Genomic DNA, 14910 nt, shown 5'->3' on the forward strand with positions numbered 1-14910 from the left:
CACCCGTTAGCGGTGCCGACATCGACATAGAATTTTTTTTAAAGGACCCGCCGGGCGGCCATAGCGGCAGCCAAAGTGCCATCGTCCAGATAGTCGAGTTCGCCCCCCACGGGGACGCCATGGGCCAGCCGGGTGACGGCGATGCCCGCCCCATGCAGCAGGTCGGCGAGGTAGTGGGCAGTCGTTTGGCCATCCACGGTGGCATTGAGGGCCAGGATCACTTCGCGCACCTGACCGTCGCGGGCGCGGGCCAGCAGACTATCGACGGCCAGATCTTCCGGCCGCACTCCATCGAGGGCCGAAAGCACCCCTCCAAGGACATGGTATGTCCCGCGATAGGCGCCGCCCCGTTCCAGCGCCCAGAGATCGCCGACCTGTTCCACGACACAGACGAGGCCCAGATCGCGGCTGCTGTCCGAACAGACGTGGCAGGGGTCGGAGGTGTCGAGGTTATGGCAGGTCCGGCAGGGCTTGATCGCTTCACCCGCAGCCCGCATGACGTCGGCCAGGGGCAGCAGGACGGTGTCGCGTTTTTTGACAAGATGCAGCGCTGCCCGTCGCGCCGACCGGGGCCCAAGGCCCGGCAGGCGCGACAGCATCTGGATCAGACGCTCGATTTCAGAGGCGGGCTTCACAGGGAAAGCGCAGGTCCTAGAAGGGCAGCTTCATGCCCGGCGGCAGCTTCAGGCCACCGGTCAGCTGGGCCATTTCGGCCTGCATCTGCGACTCGACCTTGGTCTTGGCGTCGTTGAAGGCGGCCAGGATCAGATCTTCGAGCACTTCGACCTCTTCGGGGTCGGCCAGCGACTTGTCGATCTTGATCTTCTTGAGGTCGCCCTTGCCGGTGACCAGAACGGTGACGAGACCGCCGCCAGACTTGCCTTCAACCTCGGTCTGGTCGAGCTTTGCCTGCATTTCCGCCATGCGGGTCTGCATCTGCTGGGCCTGTTTCATCATGCCGGCGAGATTTTTCATCGGGGCCTGTCCCTTTAGAAAGTGGAGTCGAGAAAATCGTCGCTGTCGGCGTCGATCTCAACGGAATAATCGAGATCGGCATCCGTATCCCCGGCGTCCGGGACGGCTACCAAGACCTCGCGGTCGAAAGCGTGCTGGTCATAGGGTTTGACCTGCATATCGTCGGCATTGCCGCCGAGTTCGCTCAGAATACGTTGCGTCAGGGCCAAGGCCAGAATGCGGCTGCGGCGGTCGCCATCGGAAACATTGGCCTGTTCGCGCAGAGTTATGCCACTGGCCGCGCTTCCCGAAACGATGGCGATCCAGCGATGGCCGGTCCATTCGGTCAGCCGGTTGGAGACCCGGCCCGCCAGATCCCGGCTGGCACGCTCGCTGGGCTCGAATTCGATACGACCCGGCTCGAACTTCACCAGCCGTACATGGTTCAGCAGATCGACGCGGATCTGGGATTCGCGCATGGCCCCAAACAGCGCAACCACGTCATCAAAGGTCTGCGGATTGGGCGCGGTTGGTGCCGATTGCGGCAGGGCGCGTGCCACTGCCGCACTGCCGCCGCCCTGATGGACGACCATGCGCGGAGCACCACCGCCACCGCCATTGGGGGCGGGAGAACCACCGGCGGACAAGCCGCCGCCTTCGGTCAGGCGTTTCAGCAGATCGGCCGGGTTGGGCAGGTCGCTGATATAGCCAAGGCGGATCAGCACCATCTCGAGCGCAGCCTGGGCATTGGAGGCGCGGCCCACTTCCTCGGCACCCTTCAGCAGCATCTGCCAGGCCCGCGACAGGCTGGCGACGGAGAGAGTCTTGCCAAATTCCTCGGCCAGTTGCCGTTCGCCGCCCGACAGGCCTTCGCTGGCGGCAGGGGCTACCTTCAGGCGGGTCGCGGCGTGGCAGACTTCCAGCAGATCCTGGATGACCTGGGTAGGATCGGCACCGGCGCGATGCATGCCGACCGACAGGTCGAGCGCGGTGGCGACTTCGCCTGCCATGATCGCGCGGAACACGTCGTAAACCTGCAGCCGGTCGGCAAGCCCCAGCATGCCGCGCACCTGATCGACCGTGACTGTGCCGCCGGTCGACAGCGAGATTGCCTGATCCAGCAAAGACATGCCATCGCGGGCGGAGCCATCGGCGGCGCGGGCAATCAGATCGGCGGCCTCGGGGTCGAGGGTCCAGCCTTCCTTGGTGGCAACGCCGGTGAAATAGGCCGCCAGGATCGTCGGTTCGATGCGGCGCAGATCGAAGCGTTGGCAGCGCGACAGCACCGTCACCGGCACCTTGCGGATTTCGGTGGTGGCGAACAGGAACTTCGTGTGCTCGGGCGGCTCTTCCAGCGTCTTCAACAGCGCGTTGAAGGCGTTCTTGGAGAGCATATGCACTTCGTCGATAATGTAGATCTTGTAGCGCGCCGAGATCGGGCGATAGCGCACACCGTCGATGATCTCGCGGATATCGTCGACGCCTGTCCGCGACGCGGCGTCCATTTCCATCACATCGGGATGGCGGTCGGCGGCAATTGACACGCAGGCATCGCATTTGCCACAGGGCATCGGGGTCGGGCCGCCGGTACCGTCCTCTCCGGTGCAGTTCAGCGCACGGGCGACGATGCGGGCGGTGGTGGTCTTGCCCACCCCGCGCACCCCGGTCAGCATGAAGGCGTGGGCGATGCGACCCGACTGGATGGCGTTGGTCAGGGTACGGACCAGCGCCTCCTGGCCGATCATATCGGCGAAGGTCTGCGGGCGATATTTACGGGCGAGAACGCGATACTCGCCGACAGCTGATTGTTCGCTCATGGCGGCGGAGTGTAACGGGTCTTTAGGGAAAGGTGGGAGACTGAAACAAACGACCCGGACCGAAACTTGTTGTGGCTGCTTCCTTCCGGACCTGACCAGGTTGGCAAGGGGTCCGCCCGCTGCCAGCCTCCCGCCGCGATATATCGGCGTTTTTGCTCATGGGTGCAAGGGACGAATCATGAGTCTCATAGATCATTTTTGTACGATTGATCTATCTGACTCATGAGTCCGTTTAACAGACGACAGCCCCCACCGCTGCGCCTGTGCGCAGATTGATGCCGACAAAACACATATAGTCGCCCGGTCTATTCTCCTGGCAGACGAGGTTGTTTGCCGTCTTCATATCCATGCCGATGCATTCGTCGAACTTCGGCTTAGCGGGCATGGCCTTCCACATATCGGCAGCCGTCTTGCCGGTGATATGAAAGCGCACCGTGTCGATCTTTTCCGAGGGCGGTGGATCGAGGATGGTCTTGCTGCCCATTTCATAGGTGCCCGTCAAGGGTTTGGGGGCTTCCTCCGCCAGGGCGGGCAGGGCGAGGAGCAGGGCGGCGAGACAGGCGTATTTCATGCGACAGATCCCTGGAGAAGCGGTTCGGCGGCAAGGCAGTTGATCATCACGTCGGCCAGTTGGCGCGCTGGTTTTAAGTCAGGATCGCGTAGGCGGATCGAATAGGACGCGGGCGGCAGCGGGGGCAGATCCAGCTCGGGACCCGCAAAGCGGATATCCGGGCCGCTCCAGCGTGCGACGCGGGCCGTCACGGCCAGATTGGCCCGCACCGAGGCGCGCACCCCGGCAAGGCTGGGGCTGGAGGCGGCGATACGGAAGCGATGCCCCGAGGTTTCCAGCACCTTCAAAGCCGACGACCGGGAGGTGCAGGGCGCATCAAGCAGCGCCAGCGGCACATCCTCCCCGCGCGGAAGGCGGAAATCGGCTCCCACGAACCAGCGCAAAGGTTCGGTCAGGGTAGCGATTTCCCGCCCGCCGTCGAAGTTGCGGCTGGCAAGAACCACATCGAGCTGACCATCGCGCATGGCCGTCAGGATCTCGGTCGATCGCCCGACCCGCAGATCGAGACGCGATTGAGGATGATCTGCCGCGAAGATCGCCAGAATCCGGTGTAGCTCGTTTTCGGCAAAATCCTCGGTCAGGCCCAGGCGGATCGGCTCCGCGATGGTGCGGCCCGCGAGGTCGGCCATCGCTTCGCTATGGGCGGCGAGGATCAGGCGGGCGTGCCGAAGCAGCGTTTCACCCGCCGGAGTCAGCACCCGCTTGCGACCCGCCACCGCCAGTAGGGGCGTGCCTGCGCGCTGTTCCAGCAATTGCATCTGGGTGGTGACTGCCGATGCCGTGCGCCCGATGACCCGGGCTGCCTGAGACAGCGAGCCCGTTTCGGCAAATGCCACGAGGGTCTGGAGATGGTCGGGGTCGAAGCTGATCATAATTCGATCATATCGAATTTTAAATTAGAGATAATTCGATTTTTCAGAACTAACGATTCGACCATGATTGCTCCCGGAATAGCTAGGAAAGCAGACGGATGAGCGAACGGATTTGGACCAGTGGGGTCGACCATGTCGGCCTTACCGTCGGTGACCTCGGCGCCAGCAGAGACTTTTTCTGCGGCGCCCTGGGATGGAGTGTCGTGGGCGAACGCCCGGAGTACCCGGCCTCCTTCGTCAGCGACGGGGTGACGCGGGTCACGCTGTGGCGGGCCGTCGATCCGGAGGCGGCGCGTCCGTTTGATCGTAAACATGCCGTGGGTCTGCACCATCTTGCCCTCAAAGTGACAAGCCTTGACGCCCTGCGGGCGCTTTATCGGCGGTTGGCTGACTGGCCCGGTGTCGCATCGAATTCCCGCCGGAGCCCTCGGGGGTTGGGCCAAAAATCCACATGATGTTGACCGAGCCTAGCGGGAATCGCATTGAATTCGCTTATGATCCAAGGGCTTAGCTTATGGAATATTGGACACAGACGGGCCTGTCCCGAACCCGCGATCTTGCTCGTTCCGGCATGGATACGCCCCCCTTCCGTCCGCGTTTCTCCATCGCCCGTATCTTCGCCGGATGGTGGCAAAGGCTGTTCAACTGCTAAAGATGCCGCCGCAGGAAAGTGGGAACCCTGCTCAGAGCATCGAGGCGTGCTGGCTCATTCGTTCCTGCCTTGGCGGTGCCGCTGTCCGTCCGCACACCCTGGCGGACCCGCAGGGGATGCCCCGGCCAGTCGAAGTCATGGTAGGCGCCCGGATATTCCACCGCCTCGATCACGGTCCCCTTCGCCCGAAGCGCGGCAACCATTTCCTGGCAGCGGGCCGGCGGTGTCCAATCGTCATCCGCCCCGTGCAGCATCAGGAGTGGCCCTTCGGGATCATAGGAACGCCGCACATTGGGGCGGCAACCGGGATAGAAAGCCACGGCGGCCTTAAAAGAGGGCGTCGGCGTGCGTTTGTCTCGCTCCATTGCCGCCATTAGGGTCGATCCGCCATTCGACCAGCCCATGAGGGCGATGCGTGCCGGATCGATTTCCGGCCGCGTGCGCAGATAGGACAGGGCGGCATAGGCGTCCAGGCGGCGATCCCCCGATGCCCGGATGATGCGCTCCTTGACCGTGCAGATCTGGCGGATGCCACGAGACCCGAAACTGTCGAGATGCAGGACGGCATACCCTTCGGTTATGAGGGCTTTCTCCCACTGCAGATGGCGGTCGTTGATCTCACCCGTGCGGGTGTACATCCCGCCGCAGCCATGGAGCAGAACCACGGCAGCAAAAGGCCCGGTACCCACGGGTTTTTCCAGCCAGGCAGTCAGATTGGCTGGCTCCCGGTCGCCCGACGGAATTGCCAGCCGCTCTCGCGCGATGCCTGCAGTCGGCAAAGTCAAAAGTAAGAAAAGGGTGTAAACGATCCATCGCATGGATTGATCAAGCGACTGTAAAATGGCGCCCGTCAAGGCGAGCCATTTACGCGTCCATAACCTCATGGCAGGGTGTCGCCATCATGATCGACCGCTGGCAACAGAATTCCTACGTCCACCTGTCCCTCGACCGCGCGGCCCACCGCCGCGCCACGCCGATCCTGGATATCGGCCTGTGGGGCGCTAATGCACGCATCTTACCTGTCTGGCAGGGGCGCAGTCCTTTCCTGGCGGGCGAGGTGCCGCTCCCTCTGATGCTGGAAGCCGGAAACTGGCAGGGCGGGGTCTCGGCTTTCCTGGGCGAGGTGGGGGGCATCGGCTATTTCATGTCCGATATGTCCGACCTGGACGAGGCGGCAGCGAACCAGCGGCTGACGGCGCTCAGTCCCGATGCCCAATGGGCCGAACTGCGTCAGCATGCCGTGCTGCTGGATCGGGAGACGGCTGCGCTGCTCGCCTATGCCCGGGGGCTTGCCTATTGGCAGCGTCGCCATCGCTTTTGCGGCAACTGCGGATCGCCGACGATCTTTGCCAAGGGCGGCCATGTGCTGAGCTGTTCCAGCGCTGCCTGCGGGGTGGAGCATTTCCCGCGCACCGACCCGGCCGTGATCGTGCTGATCCATCGCGGCGACCGCGCCCTGCTGGGCCGTCAGGCAAGCTGGACGCCCGGCATGTATTCGACGCTGGCGGGGTTTGTCGAGCCGGGGGAAACCCTGGAACAGGCCGTCATCCGCGAGGTGATGGAGGAATCGGGCATCCGTGTCGGGGGCGTTACCTATCACTCGTCTCAGCCCTGGCCCTTCCCCTCCTCGCTAATGGTCGGCTTCTTCGCTGCGGCCGAAACCGAAACCATCCAGGTCGATAAGACCGAGCTGGAGGATGCCCGCTGGTTCACCCGCGATCAGCTGGCGCGCGGCGAGGAACTGGGCGGCCATCTGCCCCGGCGCGACAGTATCGCCCGCCGCCTGATCGAGGATTGGATCGCCGGGCGCTAGGCTTTGGCACGCTGCTTGCTGATATCCCTTCGAAGATTTGGAGGGATTACCCATGCGTCTCGATGCCAAGACCCTTGAACAGACGACTGCCACCCAAGGCCTGTCGCTGCAGAAAGCAACTGAAAGCGGCGATAAGAAATCGACCGATTTCGTTGCCGTTCTGCGCTCGGTCCAAGGCGAACAGAAGGGCGAGCTGACGGATCGCTTTGCATCGCGCACTTCCCTGAAGGAACTGGATACGCTGGCGACCCTGGGTAGCGGTCTTGGTGGCAAGCTGCTGGAACAGGACCCGACGCTGGGGCAACAGCTGCAGGCCAGTTACCAGGAAAAACTTGCCGTGTTCGAAGGCGTGTTCGGCAATCTCTGCCAGGACGAAGGCATCAGTAATCCCCAGGATGCCAGTTTCCGCGTCTCGGCCACCGGCACGCTGCAGGTGATCGGCGATCATCCTCAGAAGGAAAAAATTCGCAATCTCATCACCCGCCACACCGAACTGGGAGACCTGTTCACGGCCGCCATGTCGGAAAAGAAGGCCGCTGAGGCTGTTCAGGCCCAGGCTGATGCCAAGGGCGTTGCGCCGCGTTTCAGTGTGCTGTTCGACGGATTGCGCACGCAGATGGAATTTGAGCGCAAGGCAATCTCGGGCAGCGGATCGGCGGCCGATATCCGCGCCTGATGGCATCCGATAAGGCTGAAGCCGGACATATCGACCATGTCCGGCGGATCCTAACGTTGCTGGAGGAGGTCATGGCCGGGGATATGGGTCGCGCCCGTGCCTGGATGCAGGCGACGCTCAGCCAAGCACCGAATGCTATTGCGGCCGATCCCAATATTGCCTTGCTGGCGCGCGAACTCGGATTGATCCCAGGCCCCCATGTGCTGGCCCAGATCAACGAGCGCGGCTTCTACCGTCCCCCCTATAATTGCCAGATCTCCCACTGCGCGGCGATCTATGAGGATCTGTTCGGCTTGCGGCGCGAGGGGTTCTTTGTCGAGGCCGGGGGCTTTGACGGAGAAAGTTTCAGCAACACAAGTTTTCTGGCCGACCTTGGCTGGAGCGGCATCTATGTGGAGCCGGTCGCGGAGTTTCACCGTCTGTGCCAGATCCGCCATGCGCCTAACCCCGGCGTCAGCGTCGTGCATCGGGCTCTGTCGGATCGGGAGGGGGAGATCGAGCTGAGGCTCGCGGCCTATTCTTCCTCGGCCAGTGTCGAACTTCAGGATGCGCTGGAGACGCTGCCGGGTTTTGCGGACTTCGTGAGTGCCGAGCGTCAGTCCTGCCGTACTCAGCCCTTGGGGGCTCTGCTTGAGCGGTCTGGGGCGCCGAAACTATTCGATCTGCTGGTCCTGGATGTCGAAGGCCATGAGGTCGAGGCCCTGCGCGGGATCGATCTGGCCATCTGGCAGCCCAAGGCTGTCATCATCGAAACGGCTGACTGTCATCCTGAATTCAGCAGAATACCGGCACTCGTCGCGGCGACTCAGCAGTGCCGGGCCATTCTGGAACAGCATTACGACGAGATGATTTCGGACGAGAGCAACAGCATCTACGTTCGGCGGTAGGCGAGCGAGATTTCTTGGGTCGTCACCCCGCACTTGATGCGAGGCCTATCCGAGGCCGATTTCAGTCTGCCTCGTTCTCCAGACGCTCCATATCCTCGTCAGACAGTCCGAAATGATGGCCGATCTCATGGATCAGCACGTTGCGCACGATATCTTCGAGGTCTTCGCCCGTGTCGCACCAATAGTCGAGAATCGGGCGGCGATAGAGATAAACGAAGTCCGGTTCGGCGCGCACATCGCTGAAGCTCTTGGCTGTCAGCGCAACGCCGCGATAGAGGCCCAACAGGTCGAACGGGCTTTCCAGGCCCATATCCTCCTCGGTTTCCTCGTCCGGGAAATCGTGAACCTGGATGACGACCCCCACCGTCTTGCTGAGGAGGGCGGGTGGGATCGTCGCCATGGCCTGCCGAGCCATCTGCTCCAGATGCTCAATGGAGGGCGGGGTCGTGAAACGCATCATCATGGATGCGACTTTACCCCCCGCGATCCGCCCTTGCTAGTGCCGCAATCCGTCTTCATCCTGCGCGCAACCGGGTTTTAGTCCCAGATGCCATAAAAAGGGGATCCGAAGGATGGTTGCAAAACTTACCGATACCGAGCGCGATGCTGCCCTGCAAGACCTGCCCGGCTGGCGGTTGGCGGAGGATCGCGATGCCATCGCCAAGACCTTCAAATTCGCCGATTTCAATGCGGCTTTCGGGTTCATGGCGCGCATCGCCTTGATCGCCGAGAAGGCGGACCATCATCCCGAATGGTTCAACGTCTATAATCGCGTCGATGTCGTGCTGACCACCCATGATGCCGGTGGCTTGTCTAAACAGGATGTCGCCATGGCGATGGCTATGGATAGCCTTGCAAGCGAGATCTCCTGACGGCGGGGGTTGACGGCGGACGGAAAAGCCCCCCACATTAGCGTCATGTCTCAGGTGCTTACCCTTCTCCCGACCGTAGCGGCTGCCTCCTGGCGGCGCTGGTGGCGCTTGCCCGTCGGGTGAGAGCAGGGTCGACCGCGTTCGCGACAGTACCAGCAGCAGCTCTCGAAACCCGCCGGGCGATCCCAATGCCCCCTCACGGCGGGTTTTTCACATTCAGGGTTTCTGCATCTCAAGGAATAGATAAATGATCGTCGAACTGTTGGAAAAGGTCGGTCGCCGCCAGGATCTCACCCGCGCCGAGTTGGCACAGGCGCTCGATAGCCTGATCGATGGTGATATTCTCGAAGTTCAGTTCGCGGGCCTGCTGATGGGCCTGCGCGTGAAGGGCGAAACGGTCGAGGAAATGATCGGCGCCGCCTCGGTGCTGCGCGCCCGCGCCCTCAAGATCCCTGTCAAGGAACGCCCGCTGCTCTGCACCGCCGGGACCGGCGGCGATGGCTCGGGCGGCCTCAATCTCTCGACCGCTGCTGCACTGATCGCAGCCGGTGCCGGTGCCAGCGTCGCCAAGCACGGCAACAAGGCGATCTCCTCCAAATGCGGTTCGTCCGACGTGCTCGAAGCCCTGGGCATCCGCGCCGATGTGCCGATCCCCGAAATGGCGCGTGCGCTTGAAGATGTGGGCATCGCCTTCCTCTTCGCGCCGCTCTATCACCCCGCGACCAAGGCGGTGGCGTCGATCCGTCGCCAGCTGGGTGTCCGTACCCTCTTCAACCTGCTGGGGCCGCTGACCAATCCGGCGAACGTCCGCTGCCAGTTGGTCGGGGTCTATCACCCCTCTAAGACCATGGTGATGGGCGAGGCTCTGCGCGGCCTGGGGTGCGAGCGGGCGCTGGTGGTGTCTGCCGAAGCAGGCCTCGACGAAATCTCGCCCCAGGGTGCGACGGTCGTGGTCGATCTGCGCGGCGGCGAGCTGACGCAATATACCGTGACCCCGGCCGATTTCGGCTTCGAGGAACGCAGCCTCGACAGCATCAAGGGCGGTGATCCGGCCTATAATGCCGCTGCCCTGAAAGCCATTCTGTCCGGTGAAGATCACCCTGCCCGTCCGGCGGTGCTGATGAATGCCGCAGCGGCTCTGGTTGCCTGCGATTTCGCGCCGAACTTCAAGGCCGGTGCCGAACTGGCTGCCCAGGTGATCGATGATGGCCGTGCCATGGCCAAGATCAATGCCCTGCGTGATCTGTTCCAGGCAGCCGCGTAATGTCGCAAAGCAAGCTTGAGGAAATCTGCGCCCGCCGCCGGGTCGATGTGGCGGGCCTGAAGGAAGCAACTCCGCTGGCGGAGCTTGAAAAAAAGCTTCCCGGCGCGCCGAAGGTGCGGGGCTTCAAGGCCTCGCTCCTGCGGCCGGGCCTGCGGGTCATCGCGGAGATCAAGAAGGCCAGCCCGTCGGTCGGTGCGATCCAGCCGGGGGCCGATCCCTCGACCGTGGCGCGCGGCTATGAGGCGGCGGGCGCCGCCTGCCTGTCGGTCCTGACCGAACCCCATTGGTTTCAGGGTGCGGATGCCGACATGATGTCGGCCCGTAATGCCGTCTCGATTCCGGTCCTGCGCAAGGACTTCGTGGTCGACCCCTGGCAATTGGCCGAAACCCGCTTCCTGGGCGCTGACTGCTGCCTGCTGATTGTAGCCCATCTGCAGGAACGGACGGGTGAGTTCCTGAAGATCGCACGTGGCTATGGCCTCGATGTTCTGGTCGAGGTGCATGACGAGGCGGAGATGGAGATCGGGCTTGCCGCCGGTGCCGATCTGCTGGGCGTCAACAACCGCAATCTCAAGACACTTCAGATCGATCTCGCGACCTCCGAACGGCTCGCGAAGATGGTGCCGAGCGGCGTGACCTTTGTCGCCGAAAGCGGCCTGGAGACGCGCGAAGACTTCGCCCGCATGGCCGGGATCGGTGCCAAGGCGGTGCTGGTCGGGTCGGCTTTGATGCGGACGGGCAATCCCGGCGCACGCCTCGCGGAGCTGACCGAGGGGCTTTAGGGCTTTTCGCGGCGTAACTGCCTATTAGAAGAATCCTGTCATCCCGGACCTGATCCGGGATCTTGTGTAGCCACACCGCGTAGAAAAACCTCTCAACCGCTTCTACGCGACCCGTCTACGCGAGATCCCGGATCAAGTCCGGGATGACGTGTTCTTGTTTGCAGCTGGTTCGCGGCTCACTCGAACCATTCACGCAGTTTTTCCATGAACTCGCGCTGATGATCTCGTAGCTCCTTCTTGATCTGCGCCAGTTCAAGCGTGGTAAGCAACCTTTGGGCCTTCACCCGAGACAGTTGGACTGGAAACAGCGCATCCATCGCGTGGTAGGCGACTTCATAGTTGCCGGTGATAACCAGCTCGACCAGTAGGTCGACATGTCGCCGACAATTGAAGTGGCTCAGGCAATAGACCAACGTGCCCCGGTAGTTCTGCAGTTCCGGGCGCTGAATGAGGCGAACCAACGCATCCGTCAGCCCCGGCATCTTTTGGTCCATCAGGTGAAGCGCCAGCTCGTTTCGCCGGATATTATCCGAAGTGCTTTCAAGCTCGATGAGCTGGGCTTGAAGATCCCGGATCGACGCCATGCCTACTCGAACATCTCCCAGAGCGCGTCGAGGAAATCGCGGCGCCAGTCGGGGTGATCGGTGCGCTGGCGGGCTTTTTCGATCTGCTGGAAAGCGGCTTCGACATCCGCGCCCGACAGATGCTCGATCTCGCCGATGATCTCGAAGGCGATATGGGCAGTTTCGGCATTGCCCTTGAGGATCATCTCGATCAGCAATCCGAAATAGGGACTGCAATCGAACTGGCCCAGGCAATGGACGAAGCTGGCGCGTTGGCTGGCGAGCTCCGGGCGCGCGATCAGGCGGACCAGCAGTTCGGGTAGGCCGTCCGCCCCGGCGTCCGCAAGGCTGAAGGCCAGCTCCATCCGTCTAATCGGATCGGGGGTGCTTTCAAGCTCGGCGAGCTGAGCCTGGATCGTCGCCATGCCTATTTCGTCGGGCCCAGAATGGTGACATGGCCCATCTTACGGCCTTCGCGGGCTTCCAGTTTGCCGTAGAGATGCAGCTTGGCGCGCGGCTCTTTCAGCAATTCGGGCCAGAGATGCACCTCGTCGCCGATCAGATTGCGCATGACGCAGTCGGCAACCCGGTCGGGGGAGCCTAGTGGCAACCCGCAGATGGCACGGATCAGCTGCTCAAACTGGCTCGTCACCGCGCCGTCGATGCTCCAATGCCCGGAATTATGCGGGCGGGGGGCAAGCTCGTTCACCATCAGCGTGCCATCGGCCGTCACGAACAGCTCGACGCAAAGCACACCGACCAGATCGATCTGCTCGGCGATGGTGCGGGCCATGGTTTCCGCTTCGGCGATCTTGGCGGCAGGCATAGGAGCGGGGACGATGGTTTCGGCCAGGATGTGATTGGCGTGGCGATTCTCGACCGGAACATAGGTCGCGATTGCCCCATCGAGGCCGCGGGCAACGATGACCGAGGCTTCATAGGCGAAATCGACGAACTTCTCGACGATGCCGATCCCGGCGCCCATCTGCCGCCAGGCCACACCCAACTGGGTGTCGGCCATAATCTTGGCCTGACCCTTGCCGTCATAGCCCATGCGGGTGGATTTCAGCACACAGGGGCGGCCCACCTCATCGACGATGCTGCTGAGCTTGTCGAAGGAACCGACGCCGCGATAGCGGGTGGTGGCGACGCCGATGCGCCCCAGGAAATCCTTCTCGTTCAACCGATCCTGGGTAATTTTCAGGACACGCGGGTTGGGGCGGACGGGCTTCTTTTCCGCCAGCCAGCTCACCGGCTCGGCCGGGATATTCTCGAACTCATAGGTGATGACATCGCAGGCATCGGCGAAGGCTGCGAGCGCCGTCTTATCCTCGTAGGGCGCTGTCGTCACCGCATTGGCGACCTGGGCGGCAGGCGGATCTTTCTCCGGCGCATAGACATGCACGCGATAGCCAAGGTTCGCGGCGGCAATCGCCGTCATCCGGCCAAGCTGACCACCGCCAAGAATGCCGATAGTCGATCCCGGGGGAAGCGTCTCGATTGCCATTATGCCTGCACCTCGCTGGGCTCGTCGGCCACGGCAGCCGTCTGATTGGCGCGCCAGGCATCGAGGCGGTCGGCCAGGGCATCGTCATTCAAAGCCAGCACCGCCGCTGCCAGCAGGGCGGCGTTGATCGCACCTGCTTTGCCGATGGCCAGCGTGCCGACCGGGACGCCGCCGGGCATCTGGACGATGGAGAGCAGGCTGTCCATGCCCTTCAAGGCATGGCTTTCGACCGGAACGCCGAACACGGGCAGTGGGGTCATGGAGGCGCACATGCCCGGCAGATGGGCGGCACCACCGGCACCGGCGATCACGACCTTGAGGCCGCGCCTTTTGGCGGTCTTGGCAAAATCCACCAGACGGTCGGGCGTGCGATGGGCGGAAACGATCTTGCTTTCGAATGGAATCTGCAAGGCGGCCAGCGTCGCCGCCGCATGGGTCATTGTCGCCCAATCGCTCTGCGATCCCATGATAATGCCGACCACGGGCTGCGCCATCTCGTCACTCCTTACCGATACCCTTGAAAGCGGCGCGATCTTAGGGGCGCCGCAGCATAAGAGCAATCAGGCGATGATATCGGGCAGGATGCGGCTTTCCAGCTTGGTCATCTGGTCCTTCAGGATCAGCTTGCGCTTCTTCAGGCGCTGGATCTGAAGAAGGTCGATATTACCTTGCAGGATCAGGCGCTGAATAACCTCGTCGAGGTCGCGATGCTCGAGACGCAATTCTTCGAGCTGGCGGTTCAGAAGATCGATATTGTCCATCGTGCCGGCGACTTACGCGAAAGGAGGCTGCAGGGGATGGAAGAGCATAACACAAAGGATGGGGCGAACGGCACTCTCCTGGACGCCAACGCCTTCTGGAATTTCGCCTCGCACCTCTATGCCGATCCCGAGATTGCCGGGGCGTGCCTGCATCTTCAGGATGCCTGCGGCGCGCGGGTGAACCTGCTACTGCTGGGCCTGTGGCTGGCGCATCACCAGGTGGTTGCCAGCGATCCGGCCGCGTTGGCGCAGCGCGCAGTCGACTGGCATCACCAGCTTGTCATTCCTCTGCGGGGATTGCGCCGGGCCTTGAAAGCAGCTGCCCAGAGCGATGCCGAGGTTGCGGCCCTGCGCGCCCAGATCCAGACGGCGGAACTGGCGGGAGAGCGGATAGAACAGCGCTGGCTGCTGGTCGATCTTGCCGTTGATCCTGCCGCAGACACCCGCTGGCTGAAGTCGCAACTGCGCCAGTGGAGCGGGGCGGAAGCTGACGCGGACGTAAAAGCCGTTCACGCGCTGGTAACGGCTTTTTCCCGGATTGAAACAAAAACGAAATAGGGGAGTCTTTCTGCTGGGCTTAACCCGCGAATCGGTCCAGGCTTTCGGTCCGACTTGCATGAGCTCTTCTCGGGCGAACTGCCGGAAAGACATGCGGGAGGGGCCGTTCGCTCCTAAGGCATTAGCCCTGCTTCCATAGAGGGCGCGACGGTCGATTTTTGCGGAAAACCGACTCATTGAGGAGGAACCGATGACGCTTGTAGACCGGGTTTCGTCGCTGAAAGCCAAACACGCTACGCTGGATCATCTAATTACTCGGGAAGTACAGCGACCTGTACCCGATGCGAGTAGCCTCCAAAGCTTGAAACGCGAAAAATTACGCCTTAAGGAAGAGATCGAACGTCTCTCGCCCTGACCCCTT

22 protein-coding genes and 1 other RNA gene are annotated in these 14910 nt (G+C 62.4%); 10 read left to right on the forward strand and 13 right to left on the reverse strand.

Annotation, left to right across the window (positions count from 1 at the left end):
• Positions 1–38: 38 nt before the first annotated feature.
• The 6 genes from recR to ACFSM5_RS04340 form a co-directional block, all read right to left on the reverse strand.
• Complete coding sequence (gene recR, locus ACFSM5_RS04315) at positions 39–635, reverse strand: recombination mediator RecR (protein ID WP_379875012.1); 597 nt, start codon at positions 633–635, stop codon at positions 39–41.
• Positions 636–651: 16 nt separating this feature from the next.
• Positions 652–975 carry a YbaB/EbfC family nucleoid-associated protein gene (locus ACFSM5_RS04320; RefSeq protein ID WP_379875013.1) on the reverse strand — a complete coding sequence of 108 codons (324 nt, stop codon included), beginning with the start codon at positions 973–975 and terminating at the stop codon, positions 652–654.
• A 14-nt stretch (positions 976–989) separates the two neighbouring features.
• Positions 990–2771 carry a DNA polymerase III subunit gamma/tau gene (locus ACFSM5_RS04325; RefSeq protein ID WP_379875014.1) on the reverse strand — a complete coding sequence of 594 codons (1782 nt, stop codon included), beginning with the start codon at positions 2769–2771 and terminating at the stop codon, positions 990–992.
• A 32-nt stretch (positions 2772–2803) separates the two neighbouring features.
• Positions 2804–2902: signal recognition particle sRNA small type (ffs, locus tag ACFSM5_RS04330), an RNA gene on the reverse strand.
• Positions 2903–3003: 101 nt separating this feature from the next.
• The gene (locus ACFSM5_RS04335; protein ID WP_379875015.1) at positions 3004–3342 is read right to left on the reverse strand and encodes a hypothetical protein; all 339 of its coding nucleotides are present in this window, start codon (positions 3340–3342) and stop codon (positions 3004–3006) included.
• Entirely contained in the window at positions 3339–4214 is an 876-nt protein-coding gene (locus tag ACFSM5_RS04340; RefSeq protein ID WP_379875016.1) for a LysR substrate-binding domain-containing protein, read from the reverse strand. Before ACFSM5_RS04340 ends, ACFSM5_RS04335 begins: the two co-directional genes overlap by 4 nt.
• Positions 4215–4312: 98 nt before the next feature.
• Between ACFSM5_RS04340 and ACFSM5_RS04345 the strand changes: the two genes are divergently transcribed.
• Together ACFSM5_RS04345 and ACFSM5_RS04350 are read left to right on the forward strand one after the other, a co-directional pair.
• A complete protein-coding gene (locus ACFSM5_RS04345) occupies positions 4313–4669 on the forward strand; it encodes a VOC family protein (RefSeq protein ID WP_379875017.1) in 357 nt (118 codons plus the stop codon).
• Between the two features lie 59 nt (positions 4670–4728).
• Positions 4729–4866, forward strand: a complete 138-nt coding sequence (locus tag ACFSM5_RS04350; protein ID WP_379875018.1) for a hypothetical protein — start codon at positions 4729–4731, stop codon at positions 4864–4866.
• Here ACFSM5_RS04350 and ACFSM5_RS04355 read toward each other — a convergent pair.
• Complete coding sequence (locus ACFSM5_RS04355) at positions 4863–5684, reverse strand: dienelactone hydrolase family protein (protein ID WP_379875019.1); 822 nt, start codon at positions 5682–5684, stop codon at positions 4863–4865. The genes ACFSM5_RS04350 and ACFSM5_RS04355 overlap by 4 nt on opposite strands.
• Positions 5685–5767: 83 nt before the next feature.
• On the opposite strand from ACFSM5_RS04355, the gene nudC reads away from it, so the two are divergent.
• From nudC to ACFSM5_RS04370, 3 genes are read left to right on the forward strand one after another with little or no spacing between them, the layout of a single operon-like run.
• Positions 5768–6679 carry an NAD(+) diphosphatase gene (gene nudC / locus ACFSM5_RS04360; RefSeq protein WP_379875020.1) on the forward strand — a complete coding sequence of 304 codons (912 nt, stop codon included), beginning with the start codon at positions 5768–5770 and terminating at the stop codon, positions 6677–6679.
• A 52-nt stretch (positions 6680–6731) separates the two neighbouring features.
• The gene (locus ACFSM5_RS04365) at positions 6732–7355 is read left to right on the forward strand and encodes a hypothetical protein (RefSeq protein ID WP_379875022.1); all 624 of its coding nucleotides are present in this window, start codon (positions 6732–6734) and stop codon (positions 7353–7355) included.
• Positions 7355–8242: an FkbM family methyltransferase gene (locus ACFSM5_RS04370; protein WP_379875023.1), complete on the forward strand. Its 888-nt coding sequence runs from the start codon at positions 7355–7357 to the stop codon at positions 8240–8242. Before ACFSM5_RS04365 ends, ACFSM5_RS04370 begins: the two co-directional genes overlap by 1 nt.
• 61 nt (positions 8243–8303) lie before the next feature.
• Here ACFSM5_RS04370 and ACFSM5_RS04375 read toward each other — a convergent pair whose 3' ends face one another.
• Positions 8304–8705: a metallopeptidase family protein gene (locus ACFSM5_RS04375; RefSeq protein WP_379875024.1), complete on the reverse strand. Its 402-nt coding sequence runs from the start codon at positions 8703–8705 to the stop codon at positions 8304–8306.
• Positions 8706–8814: 109 nt separating this feature from the next.
• Between ACFSM5_RS04375 and ACFSM5_RS04380 the strand changes: the two genes are divergently transcribed.
• From ACFSM5_RS04380 to trpC, 3 genes are all read left to right on the forward strand, one after another.
• Positions 8815–9114 (forward strand): 4a-hydroxytetrahydrobiopterin dehydratase, encoded by a 300-nt coding sequence (locus tag ACFSM5_RS04380; protein ID WP_379875026.1) that lies wholly within the window; start codon positions 8815–8817, stop codon positions 9112–9114.
• Between the two features lie 247 nt (positions 9115–9361).
• The gene (trpD, locus tag ACFSM5_RS04385) at positions 9362–10378 is read left to right on the forward strand and encodes an anthranilate phosphoribosyltransferase (RefSeq protein ID WP_379875027.1); all 1017 of its coding nucleotides are present in this window, start codon (positions 9362–9364) and stop codon (positions 10376–10378) included.
• Positions 10378–11160: an indole-3-glycerol phosphate synthase TrpC gene (gene trpC, locus ACFSM5_RS04390; protein ID WP_379875028.1), complete on the forward strand. Its 783-nt coding sequence runs from the start codon at positions 10378–10380 to the stop codon at positions 11158–11160. The genes trpD and trpC overlap by 1 nt, the downstream gene beginning before the upstream one ends.
• A gap of 176 nt (positions 11161–11336) precedes the next feature.
• Here the strand turns inward: trpC and ACFSM5_RS04395 are convergent, their stop codons facing one another.
• From ACFSM5_RS04395 to ACFSM5_RS04415, 5 genes are all read right to left on the reverse strand, one after another.
• A complete protein-coding gene (locus ACFSM5_RS04395; protein WP_379875029.1) occupies positions 11337–11744 on the reverse strand; it encodes a hypothetical protein in 408 nt (135 codons plus the stop codon).
• A 2-nt stretch (positions 11745–11746) separates the two neighbouring features.
• On the reverse strand, positions 11747–12148 hold the full coding sequence (locus ACFSM5_RS04400) for a hypothetical protein (RefSeq protein WP_379875030.1): 402 nt from the start codon (positions 12146–12148) through the stop codon (positions 11747–11749).
• A gap of 2 nt (positions 12149–12150) precedes the next feature.
• The gene (locus tag ACFSM5_RS04405) at positions 12151–13230 is read right to left on the reverse strand and encodes a 5-(carboxyamino)imidazole ribonucleotide synthase (RefSeq protein WP_379875031.1); all 1080 of its coding nucleotides are present in this window, start codon (positions 13228–13230) and stop codon (positions 12151–12153) included.
• Positions 13230–13724 (reverse strand): 5-(carboxyamino)imidazole ribonucleotide mutase, encoded by a 495-nt coding sequence (purE, locus tag ACFSM5_RS04410; RefSeq protein WP_379875032.1) that lies wholly within the window; start codon positions 13722–13724, stop codon positions 13230–13232. Before purE ends, ACFSM5_RS04405 begins: the two co-directional genes overlap by 1 nt.
• Before the next feature lie 66 nt (positions 13725–13790).
• Positions 13791–13991, reverse strand: coding sequence for a YdcH family protein (locus ACFSM5_RS04415; protein WP_379875033.1), 201 nt, complete (start codon positions 13989–13991; stop codon positions 13791–13793).
• 36 nt (positions 13992–14027) lie between these two features.
• On the opposite strand from ACFSM5_RS04415, the gene ACFSM5_RS04420 reads away from it, so the two are divergent.
• Complete coding sequence (locus tag ACFSM5_RS04420; protein ID WP_379875034.1) at positions 14028–14549, forward strand: TIGR02444 family protein; 522 nt, start codon at positions 14028–14030, stop codon at positions 14547–14549.
• Positions 14550–14739: 190 nt separating this feature from the next.
• On the forward strand, positions 14740–14904 hold the full coding sequence (locus ACFSM5_RS04425; protein WP_379875035.1) for a YdcH family protein: 165 nt from the start codon (positions 14740–14742) through the stop codon (positions 14902–14904).
• Positions 14905–14910 lie beyond the last annotated feature (6 nt).

It is taken from the genome of Lacibacterium aquatile (genome assembly GCF_042683105.1).
In the GTDB taxonomy this organism is placed as follows: domain Bacteria; phylum Pseudomonadota; class Alphaproteobacteria; order Elsterales; family Elsteraceae; genus Lacibacterium; species Lacibacterium aquatile.

Coding starts and splice junctions, on each gene's coding strand:
- ACFSM5_RS04370 (WP_379875023.1), top strand. CDS start 7,355: ATGGCATCCGATAAGGCTGAAGCCGGACATATCGACCATGTCCGGCGG.
- trpD (WP_379875027.1), top strand. CDS start 9,362: ATGATCGTCGAACTGTTGGAAAAGGTCGGTCGCCGCCAGGATCTCACC.
- ACFSM5_RS04340 (WP_379875016.1), bottom strand. CDS start 4,214: ATGATCAGCTTCGACCCCGACCATCTCCAGACCCTCGTGGCATTTGCC.
- ACFSM5_RS04365 (WP_379875022.1), top strand. CDS start 6,732: ATGCGTCTCGATGCCAAGACCCTTGAACAGACGACTGCCACCCAAGGC.
- ACFSM5_RS04420 (WP_379875034.1), top strand. CDS start 14,028: ATGGAAGAGCATAACACAAAGGATGGGGCGAACGGCACTCTCCTGGAC.
- purE (WP_379875032.1), bottom strand. CDS start 13,724: ATGGCGCAGCCCGTGGTCGGCATTATCATGGGATCGCAGAGCGATTGG.
- nudC (WP_379875020.1), top strand. CDS start 5,768: ATGATCGACCGCTGGCAACAGAATTCCTACGTCCACCTGTCCCTCGAC.
- ACFSM5_RS04425 (WP_379875035.1), top strand. CDS start 14,740: ATGACGCTTGTAGACCGGGTTTCGTCGCTGAAAGCCAAACACGCTACG.
- ACFSM5_RS04415 (WP_379875033.1), bottom strand. CDS start 13,991: ATGGACAATATCGATCTTCTGAACCGCCAGCTCGAAGAATTGCGTCTC.
- trpC (WP_379875028.1), top strand. CDS start 10,378: ATGTCGCAAAGCAAGCTTGAGGAAATCTGCGCCCGCCGCCGGGTCGAT.
- ACFSM5_RS04325 (WP_379875014.1), bottom strand. CDS start 2,771: ATGAGCGAACAATCAGCTGTCGGCGAGTATCGCGTTCTCGCCCGTAAA.
- ACFSM5_RS04345 (WP_379875017.1), top strand. CDS start 4,313: ATGAGCGAACGGATTTGGACCAGTGGGGTCGACCATGTCGGCCTTACC.
- ACFSM5_RS04350 (WP_379875018.1), top strand. CDS start 4,729: ATGGAATATTGGACACAGACGGGCCTGTCCCGAACCCGCGATCTTGCT.
- ACFSM5_RS04405 (WP_379875031.1), bottom strand. CDS start 13,230: ATGGCAATCGAGACGCTTCCCCCGGGATCGACTATCGGCATTCTTGGC.
- ACFSM5_RS04320 (WP_379875013.1), bottom strand. CDS start 975: ATGAAAAATCTCGCCGGCATGATGAAACAGGCCCAGCAGATGCAGACC.
- ACFSM5_RS04395 (WP_379875029.1), bottom strand. CDS start 11,744: ATGGCGTCGATCCGGGATCTTCAAGCCCAGCTCATCGAGCTTGAAAGC.
- ACFSM5_RS04335 (WP_379875015.1), bottom strand. CDS start 3,342: ATGAAATACGCCTGTCTCGCCGCCCTGCTCCTCGCCCTGCCCGCCCTG.
- ACFSM5_RS04355 (WP_379875019.1), bottom strand. CDS start 5,684: ATGCGATGGATCGTTTACACCCTTTTCTTACTTTTGACTTTGCCGACT.
- ACFSM5_RS04400 (WP_379875030.1), bottom strand. CDS start 12,148: ATGGCGACGATCCAGGCTCAGCTCGCCGAGCTTGAAAGCACCCCCGAT.
- ACFSM5_RS04380 (WP_379875026.1), top strand. CDS start 8,815: ATGGTTGCAAAACTTACCGATACCGAGCGCGATGCTGCCCTGCAAGAC.
- ACFSM5_RS04375 (WP_379875024.1), bottom strand. CDS start 8,705: ATGATGATGCGTTTCACGACCCCGCCCTCCATTGAGCATCTGGAGCAG.